Annotated in this window: 16 protein-coding genes; 11 read left to right on the forward strand and 5 right to left on the reverse strand. The window is 61.8% G+C overall.

The window, feature by feature from the left end:
* Nucleotides 1–225 precede the first annotated feature (225 nt).
* From G9X67_RS15580 to G9X67_RS15620, 9 genes are all read left to right on the forward strand, one after another.
* Nucleotides 226–1,398 carry an Mrp/NBP35 family ATP-binding protein gene (locus tag G9X67_RS15580; protein WP_171599093.1) on the forward strand — a complete coding sequence of 391 codons (1,173 nt, stop codon included), beginning with the start codon at nt 226–228 and terminating at the stop codon, nt 1,396–1,398.
* 391 nt (nt 1,399–1,789) lie between these two features.
* On the forward strand, nt 1,790–2,767 hold the full coding sequence (locus G9X67_RS15585; RefSeq protein ID WP_138390668.1) for a magnesium transporter CorA family protein: 978 nt from the start codon (nt 1,790–1,792) through the stop codon (nt 2,765–2,767).
* A gap of 18 nt (nt 2,768–2,785) precedes the next feature.
* The gene (locus G9X67_RS15590; RefSeq protein ID WP_171599095.1) at nt 2,786–4,684 is read left to right on the forward strand and encodes a potassium transporter Kup; all 1,899 of its coding nucleotides are present in this window, start codon (nt 2,786–2,788) and stop codon (nt 4,682–4,684) included.
* 200 nt (nt 4,685–4,884) lie between these two features.
* The gene (locus tag G9X67_RS15595; protein WP_171599096.1) at nt 4,885–6,078 is read left to right on the forward strand and encodes a cell wall hydrolase; all 1,194 of its coding nucleotides are present in this window, start codon (nt 4,885–4,887) and stop codon (nt 6,076–6,078) included.
* Nucleotides 6,079–6,349: 271 nt separating this feature from the next.
* Nucleotides 6,350–6,688, forward strand: coding sequence for a F0F1 ATP synthase assembly protein (locus G9X67_RS15600; protein WP_012756239.1), 339 nt, complete (start codon nt 6,350–6,352; stop codon nt 6,686–6,688).
* 62 nt (nt 6,689–6,750) lie between these two features.
* The gene (locus G9X67_RS15605; RefSeq protein WP_064651444.1) at nt 6,751–7,503 is read left to right on the forward strand and encodes a F0F1 ATP synthase subunit A; all 753 of its coding nucleotides are present in this window, start codon (nt 6,751–6,753) and stop codon (nt 7,501–7,503) included.
* Between the two features lie 67 nt (nt 7,504–7,570).
* A complete protein-coding gene (locus G9X67_RS15610; protein WP_003545854.1) occupies nt 7,571–7,798 on the forward strand; it encodes a F0F1 ATP synthase subunit C in 228 nt (75 codons plus the stop codon).
* A 77-nt stretch (nt 7,799–7,875) separates the two neighbouring features.
* Nucleotides 7,876–8,499, forward strand: a complete 624-nt coding sequence (locus tag G9X67_RS15615; protein ID WP_065282341.1) for a F0F1 ATP synthase subunit B — start codon at nt 7,876–7,878, stop codon at nt 8,497–8,499.
* 3 nt (nt 8,500–8,502) lie between these two features.
* Entirely contained in the window at nt 8,503–8,994 is a 492-nt protein-coding gene (locus tag G9X67_RS15620) for a F0F1 ATP synthase subunit B (RefSeq protein WP_171599097.1), read from the forward strand.
* A gap of 533 nt (nt 8,995–9,527) precedes the next feature.
* On the opposite strand, the gene G9X67_RS15625 is transcribed toward G9X67_RS15620, so the two are convergent.
* Both G9X67_RS15625 and G9X67_RS15630 read right to left on the reverse strand, forming a co-directional pair.
* Complete coding sequence (locus G9X67_RS15625) at nt 9,528–10,217, reverse strand: ribonuclease HII (RefSeq protein ID WP_171599098.1); 690 nt, start codon at nt 10,215–10,217, stop codon at nt 9,528–9,530.
* Between the two features lie 278 nt (nt 10,218–10,495).
* Nucleotides 10,496–11,653 carry a PA0069 family radical SAM protein gene (locus tag G9X67_RS15630; protein ID WP_171599099.1) on the reverse strand — a complete coding sequence of 386 codons (1,158 nt, stop codon included), beginning with the start codon at nt 11,651–11,653 and terminating at the stop codon, nt 10,496–10,498.
* Between the two features lie 138 nt (nt 11,654–11,791).
* Here G9X67_RS15630 and G9X67_RS15635 point away from each other — a divergent pair, with 138 nt between their 5' ends.
* Together G9X67_RS15635 and G9X67_RS15640 are read left to right on the forward strand one after the other, a co-directional pair.
* Entirely contained in the window at nt 11,792–12,310 is a 519-nt protein-coding gene (locus G9X67_RS15635; RefSeq protein WP_018245012.1) for a glycosyltransferase family A protein, read from the forward strand.
* Between the two features lie 189 nt (nt 12,311–12,499).
* Nucleotides 12,500–12,814, forward strand: coding sequence for a hypothetical protein (locus G9X67_RS15640; RefSeq protein WP_138328878.1), 315 nt, complete (start codon nt 12,500–12,502; stop codon nt 12,812–12,814).
* Nucleotides 12,815–12,837: 23 nt separating this feature from the next.
* Here the strand turns inward: G9X67_RS15640 and moaB are convergent, their stop codons facing one another.
* The 3 genes from moaB to G9X67_RS15655 are packed head-to-tail and all read right to left on the reverse strand — an operon-like array spanning nt 12,838 to nt 16,178.
* Complete coding sequence (gene moaB / locus G9X67_RS15645) at nt 12,838–13,389, reverse strand: molybdenum cofactor biosynthesis protein B (RefSeq protein WP_171599100.1); 552 nt, start codon at nt 13,387–13,389, stop codon at nt 12,838–12,840.
* Nucleotides 13,389–14,294, reverse strand: a complete 906-nt coding sequence (locus G9X67_RS15650; RefSeq protein ID WP_171599101.1) for a 4-(cytidine 5'-diphospho)-2-C-methyl-D-erythritol kinase — start codon at nt 14,292–14,294, stop codon at nt 13,389–13,391. The genes moaB and G9X67_RS15650 overlap by 1 nt, the downstream gene beginning before the upstream one ends.
* Before the next feature lie 51 nt (nt 14,295–14,345).
* Entirely contained in the window at nt 14,346–16,178 is a 1,833-nt protein-coding gene (locus G9X67_RS15655; RefSeq protein WP_171599102.1) for a tetratricopeptide repeat protein, read from the reverse strand.
* Nucleotides 16,179–16,232: the final 54 nt, after the last annotated feature.

Below are 16,232 nucleotides of genomic sequence, written 5' to 3' on the forward strand. Positions count from 1 at the left end.
CGCTGGCCTTTTGCTCGGCTTGCTCTAGTTCGCCCCGGATTGCGCCGGTTCTCGGGGAGACCGTTGCGGCCATCAGGGCGAAAGCCCGGCGGACTTGATGGCCGCAACGGATTGCCAAGTCTCCCCGGCGCTCTTTTGGCGCGCCGGATTTTCCTCCCGTTGATTTTGTTTGGCGAAGGCTTCCGTCTCCACTATTTGTGATCTGCAAGCAGCAGTGAGGGTGGAATGGCCGACGTTACCAAGGAACAGGTTCTCGAAACGCTGAAGACCGTGCGTGGACCCGATCTCGAGCACGATATCGTCGAGCTCGGCATGGTCTCCGACGTCTTCATTTCCGACGGCAAGGTTTATTTCTCCATCACCGTCCCGGCCGATCGCGCCAAGGAGCTGGAGCCGATGCGGCTCGCCGCCGAGCGCATCATCAAGGAAATGCCGGGCGTCAAGGGTGCCCTCGTCACACTGACCGCCGACAAGAAGGCCGCCGCCGCCGCTCCGGCTGACCGGCCGAACCCGCCTCACGGCCATGCCGGCCACGATCACCAACATGATCATGCGGGCCATGCCCACGCGCCTCAACAACCGCCGCGCGCCGGCAAGATCGGCGTGCCCGGCATCGGTGCCATCATTGCCGTCGCCTCGGGCAAGGGTGGGGTCGGCAAGTCGACCACCGCCGTCAATCTCGCACTCGGCCTGCTCGCCAACGGTCTTCGTGTCGGCATTCTCGATGCCGATATCTATGGTCCCTCGATGCCGCGGCTGCTGAAGATATCCGGCCGCCCGACGCAGATCGACGGCCGCATCATCAATCCGATGGAGAATTATGGCCTCAAAGTCATGTCGATGGGCTTCCTTGTCGACGAGGAGACGGCGATGATCTGGCGCGGGCCGATGGTCCAGTCGGCGCTGCTGCAGATGTTGCGCGAAGTCGCCTGGGGCGAGCTCGACGTCCTCGTCGTCGACATGCCGCCCGGCACCGGCGACGCGCAGCTGACCATGGCCCAGCAGGTGCCGCTTGCCGGCGCCGTCATTGTCTCCACACCGCAGGATCTCGCTCTGATCGATGCCCGCAAGGGCCTTAACATGTTCCGCAAGGTCGAGGTGCCTGTGCTCGGCATCGTCGAGAATATGAGCTATTTCATCGCCCCGGATACCGGCACCCGCTACGACATCTTCGGCCATGGCGGCGCCCGCAAGGAGGCCGAGCGCATCGGCGTGCCCTTCCTCGGCGAAGTGCCGCTGACGATGAACATTCGCGAAACCTCCGACGCCGGCACGCCGCTTGTCGCCTCCGAGCCGAACGGCGTCGTCGCAGGCATCTATCGCGGCATCGCCACCAAGGTCTGGGAACAGATCGCCGGTCAGTCCCAGCGTCCGGCACCGACAATCGTCTTCGAATAATGCATGTCGCCGGGAAGTGTGCCGCGGTTCCGGGACAACGGCATGCATGATACAAAGAGCTGAAGCGCATCGTATGGATCACCTGCGATGCGCGGCATTTTAGAGGGCGCCGAATCACCCCGGCGGATACCCCAAATTGTGGGTGAAACGTGGTGAAAAGCCGCGCTTCACGGAAGATGTCTTGATTATTTCACGGCTTTGCTTCATATGCCGCGGCGCCATGATGGCGTTTTGCTGCAGATGCTCAGTGACGGTTGTCTTCGTTTCGAAGAGGCCGGCCCGCCTGCAAGTTCGGAGTTGTCTTGTCGATCGAAGGATTGGGAACTGCGATGCGGTTGAGCACAACGCGCATGCCGGCCTTTAAGGTTGGATGCAGCCGGAGAGACGACCGGTGATCACCGCTTACTGTTCCAATTGCAGGTCGGTCGAGATCCGCGATCTGTCGCATGCCGCGTCCTTTCCCGAGGATGTTGTCTGGATCGACATGATCGAGCCGACCCGCGATGAGGAACTCTATGTCGAGAAGATTCTCGGCATCGAGGTCCCGACCCGCGACGACCTCAAGGATATCGAGCCTTCCGCCCGTCTCTATGTCGAAAACGACGCCGTCTTCATGACCGCCTCGCTGCTCTGGAAGGCTGACACCGACGTACCGACGCTGACAGATGTCGCTTTCATCCTGGCTGGAAATCGCCTGGTCACCATTCGCTACGCCCATCCCAAATCCTTTGCGCTGTTCATCGCCGCCCTCCACCGGCTGCCGGAAAATTGGCGCAGCGGCGCTGCCCTTCTTGCCAAGCTCTTGGAGACGATCGTCGACCGCACCGCCGAGATTCTCGAAATCTCCGTCTCGCGCATCGACATCCTGTCGACGCATGTCTTCGGCGACCGGGCAAGGAAAGTGCGTAAGCCCTCGAACTACCTCGAGGAGAAGTTGCGCGATATTGCCGGCCATCACCGGATGATCAGCAAGGTGCGTGACAGTCTCGGTTCGCTTGCCCGCCTGCTGACGTTCTTTCACACGATCCCGGCGATCCAGCAGGACCGCGAGGCGAAGGAGCTCTGCCGCACCGTTTCCCGCGATATCCAGTCGCTATCGGAGCATGCTTCCTTCGTCGCCGCCAACATCACCTTCCTGCTCGACGCTTCGCTCGGGCTGATCAACATCGAGCAGAACTCGATCATCAAGATTTTCTCGATCGCCTCGGTGGTGTTCTTGCCGCCGACGTTGGTCGCCTCCATCTATGGTATGAACTTTCAGGTCATGCCGGAGCTGACCTGGGCTGCGGGTTATCCCTATTCGCTGGCCCTGATGGCGTTATCCGCCGTCATCCCTTTTTTCTTTTTCCGCTGGAAAGGCTGGCTCTGAGGAGCCTGTTGAAACTTCATGTCCGAAGAGAGCCATCCGAACGAACGCCATATGACGCCGAAAAAGCTGTTCTATCTCGGGCTGGGTTCCGTCGGCGTCGTCTACGGCGATATCGGCACCAGCCCGCTCTATGCCTTTCGCGAGGCGCTGAAGCCCGTGGCCCATGACGGCGTCACCCGTTTTGAAGTCATCAGCCTGATCTCGCTGATGATCTGGGCGCTGACGATCATCGTCACCATCAAATATGTGCTCTTCCTGCTGCGCGCCGACAACGACGGCGAGGGCGGTACGTTGTCGCTGCTTGCCCTGCTGATGAAGACCGCCAACGGCCATACCGCCATCCTGATGCTGCTCGGCCTGATGGGTGCTGCCCTCTTCCTCGGCGATGCGATGATCACGCCGGCACTGTCCGTGCTGTCGGCCGTCGAAGGTCTGAAGCTCGTCACACCCAGGCTCTCTGAATATATCGTGCCGATCTCGGTGGTGATCCTGGCGCTGCTCTTCGTCGTGCAATCGCGCGGCACCGGCGCCGTCGCGAAGTTCTTCGGCCCGATCACCGCCGTCTGGTTCCTCGTCATGGCTGCCGCCGGCATTTCCCATATCTCGGATGATTACGGCATCCTTGCCGCCTTCAATCCTTATTATGCCGTCGCCTTCCTGCTGCACGAGGGCTTCTACGGCATTGTCGTGCTTGGCGCCGTCTTCCTGACGGTGACGGGCGCCGAGGCGCTCTATGCCGATCTCGGCCATTTCGGCCGCCGCCCGATCCAGTGGGCCTGGTTCCTGCTGGTCTTCCCGGCGCTGACGCTGAACTATCTCGGGCAAGGGGCGCTCGTTCTCGGCAATCCGATGACGATGTCCGATCCCTTCTATCTGATGTTTCCGAAATGGGCGCTGCTGCCGGTCGTCATCCTGGCGACCGCCGCGACGATCATCGCCAGCCAGGCGGTCATCACAGGCGCCTTCTCGATGGTGCGCCAGGGCATCAACCTCGGCTTCCTGCCGCGCATGGAAATCCTCTTCACCTCGGAAACCAATACCGGACAGATCTTCGTGCCTTCGGTCAATGCCGTGCTGTTCATCGGCGTTATCTTCCTGGTCCTGAGTTTCAAGACGTCGGACGCGCTGGCGACCGCCTATGGCATCTCCGTCACCGGCGCCATGGTCGTCACCTCGATCATGGCCTTCGAATTCGTCCGCGCCCGCTGGAACTGGTCGCTTCCCGTCGCGGTGATCGCGCTTGCGCCGCTGGTCGTGCTCGAATTGATCTTCCTCGGCGCCAACCTTTTGAAGATCCACGACGGCGGCTATATCCCGATCATGATCGCCACGGCCTTTACCGTCGTCATGTGGACCTGGCGTCGCGGCTCGGCGATCCTGATGGAAAAGACCCGCCACACCGATATTCCACTCGCCTCCTTCGTCAGCTCGATCGAGCGCAAGAGCGAACATTCGCCGGCCCAGGTTCCGGGCACCGCGATCTTCCTGACCAGCGATCCGGAATCCGCCCCCGCCGCCTTGCTGCACAACCTCAAGCACAACCATGTGCTTCACGACCGCAACGTCATCCTGACGATCCGCACGATCAACAAACCGCGTGTACCGAGCCACGACCGTTACAAGATAGAGCAGATTTCCGAGCGTTTCTCCCGCGTCGAACTGCTGTTCGGCTTCATGGAATCGCAGAACGTCTCGCAGGCCTTGGCGACACTGCGCAAGACAGGACTGAAGTTCGACATCATGTCGACCTCCTTCTATCTCGGCCGCCGCAAACTGGTGCCGGACGCCAAGTCGGGCATGCCTTACTGGCAGGACCGGCTCTACATCGCGCTCGCCAACGCCGCCGCCAACCCCTCGGACTACTTCCGTCTGCCGGCAAACCGCGTGGTCGAACTGGGCTCGCACGTTATCATTTGATGGGCGGAGACCCCTCTGTTCCTCTTCTCCCCGCTGGGGAGAAGAGGGAGCAAGCCCGGACGAACGTACGAAATTATCCCTCACATTAGAACATCCAAAAGTTCTCATGGGCACATTTCGGCACAGCCTGTTAACCGGACATCAAGGTTAATGCGGGATTTTTATCGGAATGTTCCCGCGTTCCATGCCCGGAGTCCGTGTTGCGTCGAAAGAGCCCTTCCCGTAGCAAGCTGCGTCTCATTCCCGAGAATTGGGTGTCGCCCGTAATCTTCGGTCTCGCCGGCTGGCTGATTTTCCCGAGCGTCGCATCTCATGCCGATCTCGCCGCGATGCTCGCCGGCCTCGATCAGGAGGGCGGGAACTGGCGTATGGTGCTGACCAATTCTCCGGCCGGCTCCATCCACCAGGCCGAACTCGCCTTTGCCGAGCCGATGGTGACAGGTTCGATCTCAGCCAGCGCCGGCATGGTGCTGCCCGATGGCCGCAAGGTCGCCTTCAATGCGAAGGACAAGGGCGCTGCCAAGGATAGGGGCCACGAGGACACGCCGGACGAGGATCGCGTCAACCGCGGCAGCAAGAAAGGCCGCGTCGTCGCCGTCGAGAGGATGCAGCCGCCGAAAGACTTTTCCGCCGGCTCGATCCTCGAGCGCACCAAGATGCTCTTCACCCCGAGCTTCGATCTCAAGGACAGGTCGGCCTTCGTCAAACCGAAGATCCAGGGCAAGGAAATCGAGATCGCCACTTCTTTCTATAAGAAGCAGCCTGTTGTGACCGATAATGGCGTGCCGGCGATGCTCGCAAGCCTCATCACCAGCAACAAGGCCGATGTGCTCGCCACCGCCTATGGGCCGGCCGCACCCGACTATTCCCGCCAATCGCCGTTCGATTCGATCCTAGCCGAGCAGGACAGCGGCCGCTTCGTTCCGGAGATCGGCCCGCGCGATCACGCCTGGGCCGCAAGCGTGCTGGCGCCGAGCGTCTTTTCTGCCCGCGAACAGCAGTGCCTTGCCTCCGGCATCTATTTCGAGGCGCGCGGAGAATCGGTGAAGGGTCAGGCGGCCGTCGCCCAGGTCATCCTCAACCGCGTCCGCAATCCTTCCTATCCGAAGACCATCTGCGGCGTCGTCTATCAGAACGAGGATTGGCGCAACCGCTGCCAGTTTTCCTTCGCCTGCGACAGCATCAAGGACAGGGTGAACTCGGAATATCACTGGCGAGTCGCCCGCGATGTGGCGATGGCGGTGACATCAGGCAAGATCTGGCTGCCGCAGGTGGGCTCGGCGACGCATTACCATGCCGTTTATGTTCGCCCGAAATGGGCAAAGACAATGGAAAAGGTCGGCCGCATCGGTCTTCACGTCTTCTACCGCACCTATGGCGGCGGCTGGAGCTGACATAAATCGCTGGGGCAAGCCGATTTCCGGCCCGGAAAAGCGGATTCTTTCCGTCGAATTTGCGCGCTCGACCCGAAGTCGATTTATCTCTTTGATTTGATGGAATTATTTTCTCGCTGGACAGAAGCTGTCTACGCCTTGACTATGCTAATCCCTAAAACTATGTTGCGCGCGACTTCAGAACGGGCCGGAAGGGTCTCAACCTTCGCGTCCGGGGTCCGAATGACCGGGGTAGCGGGAGTGCGGGCGACGGGCAGGCGAGGAGAGACCCATGGCGGACGACCGCGAGGAAAGTCTAGAAAAGCGCCGTGCGCAATTGGGAGCGAAACTCGCGACCAAGGGCGTGGAGACGGGAGAAGACGAGGCTAGGGAAGCCCGCGCCGAGGTAAGCCGCAAAGGTTATGCCCAGGCGATGAAGCTTTCCAGCGAGTTCATTTCCGCAATCGTCGTCGGTGCTCTCCTTGGCTATCTCCTCGACCGTTTTGTTGGCACGGCGCCTTGGGGTTTGATTGTTCTTCTGCTTCTCGGATTTTGTGCCGGCGTTCTGAACGTGCTGCGTTCTGCGGGGGTGGTGGCCCATCCCCTGGACGACAAGGACGACAAGAAATAAGGACCGGTTCCGGTCCAGTGCAATGACCCCGCGTCCTGCGGGCCAAAGAGAGAGAACAAGCGGTGTCTAACGATCCGACTCATCAGTTCCTGATCCAGAAGATTGTGCCGATCGAAATCGGCGGAATTGATTTTTCGTTCACCAATGCATCGCTTTTCATGGCCGTTTCGGCTGCCGCTGCCGCAGGCTTCCTCTATTTCGCGACCTCGAACCGCGCCATCGTGCCGGGCCGTTCGCAGTCGGTTGCGGAAATGTCCTATGAATTCATCGCCAACATGCTGAAGGAAGGCGCGGGCAAGCAGGGAATGAAGTTCTTCCCGCTGGTCTTTTCGCTCTTCATGTTCGTCTTGACGGCGAACCTGCTTGGCATGTTCCCGTATTTCTTCACGGTGACGAGCCAGATCATCGTCACCTTCGCCCTTGCCCTGCTCGTCATTGGCACGGTTCTCGTCTACGGTTTCTATAAGCACGGCTTCCACTTCCTGAATGTCTTCGTGCCCTCGGGCGTGCCCGGCCTTCTGCTGCCGCTGGTCATTGCGATTGAAATCATCTCCTTCCTGTCGCGTCCGATTTCGCTCTCGGTTCGTCTCTTCGCCAACATGCTCGCCGGCCACATCACGCTCAAAGTGTTCGCAGGCTTCGTCGCCTCGCTTGGAACCATGGGTGCTCTCGGTATCGGCGGCGCCGTTCTTCCCCTCATCATGACCGTCGCCCTGACCGGTCTCGAGTTCCTCGTCGCCTTCCTTCAGGCTTACGTCTTTGCGGTGCTGACTTGCATGTACCTCAACGACGCAATCCATCCGGGCGGGCACTAAGGATAACGACATCGACGTCAAAGGGCGTCAGTCATTCGCCGCAACAACCATTTCAAAGGAGTTCAACATGGAAGCGGAAGCAGCAAAGTACATCGGTGCAGGCCTGGCTTGCTTTGGTATGGCCGGTACGGCTCTCGGCCTCGGCAATATTTTCGGCAGCTACCTCTCCGGCGCACTGCGCAATCCGTCTGCCGCTGACAGCCAGTTCGGCCGTCTGGTATTCGGCTTCGCCGTTACGGAAGCTCTGGGCATCTTCTCGCTGCTCGTCGCTCTCCTCCTCCTCTTCGCCGTCTGATATCGGCGAATAGATGGATCACGGCCTGCGATCGCAAGCCGTGATCCTTTGCATTTGCAGTCCACCTGGAGGTGAGCATGTTTTTTGTGACCCCGGCTTACGCTGAGGAAGCACCGGCGGCAGCGACGGGTACGGATGCGCACGCCGCTCCGGCCGCAGGCGAGGTCCATACCGAGACTGGTGTTGCCGAAGGCGAACACGCCCGCGGCCCTTTCCCGCCTTTCGATTCGACGACCTTCGCGTCCCAGCTGCTCTGGCTGGTGATCACGTTCGGCGTCTTCTATTTGCTCATGCAAAAGGTCATCGCGCCGCGCATCGGGGCCATCCTCGATCAGCGTCACACGCGCATTTCCCAGGATCTGGAAGAAGCAGGCCGCCTGAAGGGCGAAGCCGACGCCGCCGTCCAGACCTATGAAGGTGAACTGGCCGCTGCCCGCGCCAAATCCAACGCGATCGGCTCTGCCGCACGCGACGCCGCCAAGGCCAAGGCCGAAGAGGAACGCCGCGCTGTCGAGGCGAGCCTGTCGGAAAAGATCAAGGCTGCCGAGCTGCGTATCGGCGAGATCAAGGCCAAGGCCTTCGCCGACGTCGGCACCATTGCCGAGGAAACGGCGGCTGCCGTGGTCGATCAGCTGATCGGCGGCACCGTCGCCAAGGCCGATGTCGCCGCCGCCGTCGCGGCTGCCAAGAAGGAGGCTTGATCGATGGAATTTGCCTTTGACGCGACTTTCTTCGCCTTTGTCGGCCTCGTCCTCTTCCTGGCGCTGGTCGTTTACCTGAAGGTTCCGGGCATGTTGGCACGGTCGCTCGACGACCGCGCCGACCAGATCCGCAACGAATTGGCCGAAGCCAAGCGCCTGCGTGAGGAGGCTCAGCACCTGCTCGCTGAATACCAGCGCAAGCGCAAGGAAGCGGAAGCCGAAGCGGCCCACATCGTTGCCGCCGCTGAGCGCGAAGCCGAAATGCTGACCACTGAGGCTAAGAAGAAGACGGAAGAATTCGTCGCCAACCGCACGGCGCTGTCCGAGCAGAAGATCAAGCAGGCCGAGGTCGAGGCGATGAAGGCGGTGCGTTCCGCCGCTGTCGATCTCGCGATCGCGGCCGCTGAAACCGTGCTTGCCAAGCGGGCCGACGCCAAGATCCAGTCTGAGCTCTTCGGCAATGCTGTCGGCCAGGTCAAGACGCGGCTGAACTGAGCAGCTTCGAAAAAGATTGAGAGGGAAGGCCGGGCATGTCCCGGCCTTTTCTTTGTTGGCAAGGCTTGGTCTTTACTCGGCCTCGTGCCGAGGACAATGTGGTGCCGTTGATCCGGCATTGCCACCTTCGCCTGGGTCGAACCACGTGTCTCGTGCCGTCCTCCGAACCGTCGTAAACAGGGCGAAGGGACATGCCGCGACGTCTCGATTCCCTTTTCTCCCCAGCGGGGAGAAGGTGCCCGTAGGGCGGATGAGGGGGCCGGCGAAGCCGGTCTTTCCTACAATGCTGAAGCGCGCTTCCCACCCGTCTGGCAGCGTCTCGACGGTGCTCAGGGCGCTGGGATACATAGCGTTGCCGTCGCGGCGGATAGGTTATAGTGGGAGCGTGATTGCCGTGCGGCCCCCTCATCCGCCTGCCGGCACCTTCTCCCCGAGGGGAGAAGAGGACGTGCCGCGACCTCTCCGTTCCTCGCGCGCCGCTTTCACAGAGCATGCACGGGCTTCTCATCTGCCCGGTCTTTTCCTTAGGCGACCTATTCGGAAAGCAGCTCGTCCGTCTCCGGACCGTCCTCGATCTTGCGCAACGGCCTGAAGCTCATCCGGTGGAGCGAACAGGGGCCGTGCCTCTCGATGCCGGCGCGGTGTTGCGCCGTGCCGTAGCCCACATGCGCCGCAAAGCCGTAATCCGGAAACACGCTATGGGCCCGCGCCATCATCCGGTCACGCGTCACCTTGGCGACGATCGAGGCGGCGGCGATCGAGACCGAGCGGGCATCGCCCTTGACCACGGCCTGTCCGGGGCAATCGAGGCCCGGCGGCACGTCGAGCCCGTCGGTGAGCACGTAGCTGGCCGGAATGGCGAGGCTGCAGATGGCGCGGCGCATGGCGTCGAGGCTTGCCTTGCGGATATCCGTCTCGTCGATGCGCGTCGAGCTTGAGGAGGCGATGGAGACGGTCGCAGTCGCCAGAATCTGCACGAACAGTTCCTCGCGCCGTTGCGCCGAAAGCTGCTTGGAATCGTTCAGACCCTCTGGGATGCGCTTCGGATCGAGAATGACGGCGGCAGCCACGACGGGTCCCGCCAGCGGCCCGCGACCAGCCTCATCGGCGCCGGCGACCGGCCAGTGGCCGGCCTTGCGGGCTTTGAGTTCCAGTCGGAAATCCGGCACGAGCGGAGCCGTGTCGAAAAGCAGGGGAGAATCGGGTGACGTGCGAGGTTTCATGCGGCTGAACCTCGCACGCCAACCCGATTTCCCGCAAGTCCCCGGATCAGGGCGGCGGCCGGGGACTGGCCCGACGGATGGTGGCGGTCAAGGCCATCCGCGGGAATTGCGCTCGGGGCTCGAAAACAGGGCGGTTTTGTCGAGACGCCGATGCGCAAGCTTGAAGCAATTCCAGGAAAAGTGTGCAGCGGTTTTCCGTCCGGAATTGCGTAAAAGGCTAGAGGTAATTCCAGGGAAAGTGCGAAGCAGTTTCCATCCGGAGTCCTAAAAACAAAAGGTTAGAGCAGCGACAGCTGCACGCCGCTGCCATCCGGCGGTACGAACAGATCGTCGCGCAGCGGCACGCTGCGGCGCGTCAGGCCGAAACGTCTGGAGGCCATTTCAAAGCGCCTTGCGATCTGCCAGGCATAGGGGCCGGCGCCCTTCATGCGCTTGCCGAATTCGGCATCGTAATCCTTGCCGCCGCGCATCGAGCGCACCAGCGACATCACGTGCCGGTAACGATCGGGGTAATGCTGCAGCAGCCAGTCGCGAAACAGCGGGCTGACCTCGAGCGGCAGCCTGAGGATGACATAGCTCGCCTCGGCGGCGCCGGCAGCCTTGGCCGATTCGAGGATGCGCTCCAGCTCGTGGTCGTTCAGCGCCGGGATGAGCGGGGCGGCCATGACTGCCGTCTGGATGCCTGCTTCGGCAAGGGTGTGGATCGTCTCCAGCCGCCGCGGCGGTGTGGCGGCACGCGGCTCCATCGTCCGGGCAAGCTTGCGATCCAGCGTGGTCACCGAGACGCCGACGCGCACCAGGTTCTTAGCTGCCATCTCCTGCAGGATGTCGAGATCACGCAGGATCATCGCCGACTTGGTGACGATCGATACCGGATGGTTCGCCTTGTTCAACACCTCGAGAATGCCGCGCATGATGCGCCATTCCTTCTCGATCGGCTGATAGGGATCGGTATTGGTGCCGATCGCGATCACCCGCACCTTGTAGCCGGGCTTGGCGAGCTCCCGCTCCAGGAGTTTTGCCGCATCGGGCTTGGCAAAGAGCTTGGTCTCGAAATCGAGCCCCGCAGAAAGCCCCATATAGGCGTGTGTCGGTCGGGCGAAACAATAGATGCAGCCATGCTCGCAGCCGCGATAGGGATTGATCGAGCGGTCGAAGGAAAGGTCCGGCGATTCGTTGCGGGTGATGGCCGTGCGCGGTTTTTCGACCTGCACTTCCGTCTTGAAGGGCGGCAGCTCTTCCCACGTCTGCCAGCCATCGTCGACGGTCTCGCGCTGCTGCGCTTCGAACCGCCCTGTCGGGTTCAGTCCCGCCCCACGTCCGCGCCGCCGATCGACCTCGACTCTCAGACCGGAGGAAACGATCATCGCATCGGCAATATCTGCCGTATTGGCAGGCGCGAATGCGGCCTGCCCTGCCAGGGACTGCTCTCTCATCGGATTCTCCCGCGGCGAAAGCCATCGCCTCCGCCCGTTTTGCTGATTAAATTCCTATCCGCAAAATAAGAACAATGCAAGAACAAAATGAGGAAAACGGTGCTGGCAAAAATTTGTGCGGCGCATTATAAATGGTCAATGTTGACGGTTGTTCTCGAATGTCAGGATCAGGAATCTGAGCTGGCACAGACCTTATCGGTATTGGTGGCAGGCGCGGTGGAGGGGCTTGTGAGCGACGTGGTCGTGCTCGATCACGGCTCGCGCGACGGCACCTCGCGGGTCGCCGACGCCGCCGGTTGCCGCTTCCATTCGCAATGGGATATCAAGGACATCGTCCGTTCGGCGCGCGGCGAATGGCTGCTCTTCGTCGAGCCGGGCGCCAGACCGCAGGCCGGCTGGATCGATGAGATCGCCGAATATGTCGCGCTGAACAAACTGCCGGCGCGCTTCACCGCATCGCGCGGCTATAGGCGCCCGTTCTTCCAGCGTGTCGGCCGAGCCGTGCCGCCGCTGGAACTCGGCTTTCTCCTGCCGAAGAAGCAGGCGCTCGCCATCGCCAAAAGCGGCATGCGACTTACCGAATTCGTCAAGGGCCAGAAGCCGCGCAAGCTCGCGAGCGAACTGATTCCGTCATGGGTTGCCCGCGCTGCGCGATAGGCATCGCAACCTTCTCGATGGGCCGCGCGCAAAAGATGGCGCCCAATAGGATTTCGCGCTATAATTCAAACATGGCGCCGTCGAAGCGCCTCGCTTCGCAACGGAATGGCCATGGAATGCCGGTGAACGGCAGAACAGGTCAGCGAAAATCTCCTCTTCTGCCGGGCTCCCGGCGAAAGGAGGTGCGTCATGGTACGCAGTATGATCTACGGTCTCATAGCCGTCATATTGCCGACATTGGTGATCGCGCATCCGCATTCGGCAGCATCGCAGATGATGCGCAGTTGCGCAGGCCGACCCGAAATCGTCAATTTCCTCGACAAGAACTTCGCCGAAAAGCTCACGGCAGTCGGACTGATCAACCAGAACGCCATTCTCGAGGTCTATGCCGCCGAAAGCGGCACCTGGACACTCATCGTCACGGATGTTCACGGCATAAGCTGCGTCCTGCTGTCGGGTGACAGCTGGGACACGATGCCGGTCCTGCCGGGTCTTGCGACATAGGGAATACGGCTGTTGCAGGCAGTCTACTTCGTCGCGCCGCGTTTCAGGTGTTCGTCCAGACGCGGCATGATCTCGACGAAATTGCAGGGCGCGCTGCGGTAGTCGAGCTGTCCTTTCAGAATGCCGTCCCAGGCATCCCGGCAGGCGCCGGGCGAACCCGGCAGCACGAAGATGAAGGTGGCGTTGGCAACGCCTGCCGTGGCGCGCGACTGGATCGTCGCCGTGCCGATCTTCTCGTAGGAGATCCGGTGGAAGATGGCGGAAAAACCGTCCATCCGCTTTTCGAACAAAGGTTCCAGCGCCTCTGGCGTCACATCGCGGCCGGTAAAGCCGGTGCCGCCGGTGGTGATGACGACGTCTATGTCTTGGTTCTCAGTCCAGGCCTTCACCCGCGCGGCAATCTTTTCGCGATCATCGGGCACGATCCCCCGGTCGACCAGCCTATGCCCCGCCTCCGTAATCCGCGCCGCCAGCGTGTCGCCTGACTTGTCCGTCTCCGGCGTGCGTGTATCCGAGATCGTCAGAACCGCAATGCCGATCGCGATGAAGGGCCGCTTTTCGTCCAGACCTGCCATCATGCGCCTCCCGAAACCGTTTTCGCCGCCTGGAAATACCAGCCAGGGCGCTCGTCGTGAAGAGCTGCCGCTGCATGTTCGGCAGCAGTCATGCTCTCAAAGATGCCGAAACAGGTGGCGCCGGAACCGGACATGCGGGTCAACAGGGCGCCGTGAGCTTGCAGCATCGCCGAGATCGCCGAAATTTCGGGCACGAGTTCGCGCGCCGGCGGCTCCAGGTCGTTGCGGGCAGCAGCAATCGCGGCGAGCCAGTCGGCAGTCTGAGACGGTGCCAGGCTCAGGGCCGGATTGTTCCTTGTCGCCAGCCAGCGGAAAACCTCAGGTGTCGAGACGCCCTTCAGCGGATTGGCAAGCACCATGGCAAAGGCCGGAAGTTCCGGCACAGCTTCGATCTTTTCGCCGATGCCACGGGCAATCAGCGGCCGGCTCTCAAGGCACATCGGCACGTCGGCGCCGAGCTTCAGCGCCAGCGTGGCAAGCGTCTCCGCCGATAATGTCGTGCCCCAGAGCCGCATCAGCCCGCGCAGCGTCGCGGCTGCATCGGCCGAGCCGCCGCCGATGCCGGAGGCGATCGGCAGGTTCTTTTCGAGATGGATACGGACGGGAAAGGCGAGGGGACCGATTGCCTCGCGCAGGAGGTCGCGGGCCTTCAGCACCAGGTTGGTGCCGCCGTCGCCGGCAAGCGTCTCGCCGAAACGGCCCGACAGGGTGAATGCGTCGGCCGGCGACCGCATGAAGTCCAGCCGGTCGCCGTGATCTGCGAAGGTCACCAGCATATCGAGCAGATGATAGCCATCCGGCCGCTGGCCCGTCACATGCAGGGCCAGGTTGATTTTCGCGCGAGCTTCCTCGGAAACGCTGGAGCATGATGCCGAAAAGTGTGAGCAGTTTTCGGACGACATCATGCTCTATTTCTTTGATCGCACGCCGGCCGGGGCCTCGTCAGGCATGGTCCGTCAGGATTTCTTGTCGACCGGCGGCGGGGTGACGGGCGCCGGATCCGGCTGCTTCTTGTCGGCCGCCTTGGCATCGTCACTGACGGGAGGCAGGCCGTTGGCGACCTTGTCCTTGATCTTCGGGATCTCGGCAGCTTCGGGCTCGGAGGCGAGCGCCCGGTTCCACTGGTAGACGGCCTCGAGCTTGCGCCCGACGCGCCAGTAGGCATCGCCGAGATGGTCGTTGATCGTCGCGTCGCCGGCCTTGATCTGTGCGGCCCGCTCCAGCTCGTCGACGGCATCGTCGAAGCGGTTGAGGCGGAAATAGGCCCAGCCGAGCGAATCGATGATGTAGCCGTCGTCAGGGCGAAGCTCCACGGCCTTCTTGATCATGCCGAGACCTTCGTCGAGGTTCCGGTTCATGTCGATCCAGGAATAGCCGAGATAGTTCAGCACCTGCGGCTGGTCGGGATTGAGCTCCAGCGCCTTGCGGAAGTTCGGTTCCGCCTGGTCCCACTTCTTCAGCCGCTCATAGGCAATGCCGCGCTGGAAGAAGACGCTCCAGTTGGCGCGGCCGGGAATGGGGCCGATCGTTTCGACGGCCTTGTCGTAATTCGTGGCCATCGCCTGGTAGTCCTTGGCGTCGGAGAGCACGCTGCCATAGGCGAGGTAACTGCGGATGTCCTTCGGGTCGGAGGCGATCAGCGCCTGCAGGTGCTTACGCGCCTCGTCCACTTTGCCGCCTTGGGCAAGGGCAAGGCCGAGCTGCAGCTCGGAGATGCGCCGCATCGGCGAATTCTCCGGCACCTTCTTGTAGAGCGCGATGGCGCGGTCCATCTGGTTCTGCTTCTCGGCAATGCCGCCGAGCAGCACCAGCGTATCGGCGCTGTTCGGATCGAGCGCATTGGCCGTCTGCAGGTAAAGCGAGACGATGTCCTCGGCGCCGTCGCGGTTCAGCGCGCCGCCGACCGAGAAGAGCACGCCGGCAGCGCCTTCTTCGGCCGTCTTGACCTGCTGTTCCTGCTTCTCGTTCTTTTCGATACTGTCGCGCAGCGCGTTCAGCGGCGCATAGTTGGGCAGCAGGTTGTCGCCGACGGAAACGGCATCGAGCGCCTTCTGCTTATTGCCTTGTGTTGCTTCGAGGCGGGCAAGCGCCATCACGGCGCGCATGAAGGTGTCGGGCGCCGTAGCACCCCCTTCCTTGTCGAGCACGGCATCGTTCAGATGCTTGCGGGCGGATTTCACGTCGCCGATGGCGATGGCGATCGCCCCGGCATTGTAATTCTGGAAGATGCGAAACCAGTCCGGGCCCTTCATCTTCTCGACCATGGTGAGCGCTTCCTTGCCGCGGCCGGCGCCGACGCGTGCCCAGGCGAGCAGCAGGTCGTTCATCATCCGGTCGAGATCGTTTGGCCCCTTATATTTCAGGATGGCCTCGGCGGACTTGTAGTCGTCACGGCGCACGGCATCCATGCCGCGCACGATCGTGGTGATGCGCTCGACGGAAGGATCGCCCTTCAGGTCGTTGGCATATTTGACGCCGTCCTTGATATCGCCATTGAGCAGCAGCGAGATCATCAGCCGCTGGCGAATCTCGGGATTGCCGGGCTCGATCTGCAGCGCCTTCTTGTAGAGTTCGATCGCCGTTTCGTAGTCATGATCGACATCGGCCGTGCGCGCGGCGAGAAAGGCGCCGGAGAAAGTGGTGACGCTGTCCGCATCGAAGTGAACGGCTGTGCCGGCATCGTCTGTCTTGGCCGCATCCTCGGCGTTCGCGCCGCCGACACCGCTGAGCGAAAGGCCAGCGGCCAGCGCTGCGCTCGTAAGAAGACGGATGGCAATTCTCTGCCGCATTAGGAAACCTTTCTTCGACAGCGTCCCGACAAATGGTGCCGGCCGCAAAACCAG

Source organism: Rhizobium sp. WYCCWR 11152 (assembly GCF_013087615.1).
GTDB lineage: Bacteria > Pseudomonadota > Alphaproteobacteria > Rhizobiales > Rhizobiaceae > Rhizobium > Rhizobium indicum.

Coding starts and splice junctions, on each gene's coding strand:
- G9X67_RS15580 (WP_171599093.1), top strand. CDS start 226: ATGGCCGACGTTACCAAGGAACAGGTTCTCGAAACGCTGAAGACCGTG.
- G9X67_RS15590 (WP_171599095.1), top strand. CDS start 2,786: ATGTCCGAAGAGAGCCATCCGAACGAACGCCATATGACGCCGAAAAAG.
- G9X67_RS15600 (WP_012756239.1), top strand. CDS start 6,350: ATGGCGGACGACCGCGAGGAAAGTCTAGAAAAGCGCCGTGCGCAATTG.
- G9X67_RS15610 (WP_003545854.1), top strand. CDS start 7,571: ATGGAAGCGGAAGCAGCAAAGTACATCGGTGCAGGCCTGGCTTGCTTT.
- G9X67_RS15615 (WP_065282341.1), top strand. CDS start 7,876: ATGTTTTTTGTGACCCCGGCTTACGCTGAGGAAGCACCGGCGGCAGCG.
- G9X67_RS15620 (WP_171599097.1), top strand. CDS start 8,503: ATGGAATTTGCCTTTGACGCGACTTTCTTCGCCTTTGTCGGCCTCGTC.
- G9X67_RS15625 (WP_171599098.1), bottom strand. CDS start 10,217: ATGAAACCTCGCACGTCACCCGATTCTCCCCTGCTTTTCGACACGGCT.
- G9X67_RS15630 (WP_171599099.1), bottom strand. CDS start 11,653: ATGAGAGAGCAGTCCCTGGCAGGGCAGGCCGCATTCGCGCCTGCCAAT.
- G9X67_RS15635 (WP_018245012.1), top strand. CDS start 11,792: ATGTTGACGGTTGTTCTCGAATGTCAGGATCAGGAATCTGAGCTGGCA.
- G9X67_RS15640 (WP_138328878.1), top strand. CDS start 12,500: ATGGTACGCAGTATGATCTACGGTCTCATAGCCGTCATATTGCCGACA.
- moaB (WP_171599100.1), bottom strand. CDS start 13,389: ATGGCAGGTCTGGACGAAAAGCGGCCCTTCATCGCGATCGGCATTGCG.
- G9X67_RS15650 (WP_171599101.1), bottom strand. CDS start 14,294: ATGATGTCGTCCGAAAACTGCTCACACTTTTCGGCATCATGCTCCAGC.
- G9X67_RS15655 (WP_171599102.1), bottom strand. CDS start 16,178: ATGCGGCAGAGAATTGCCATCCGTCTTCTTACGAGCGCAGCGCTGGCC.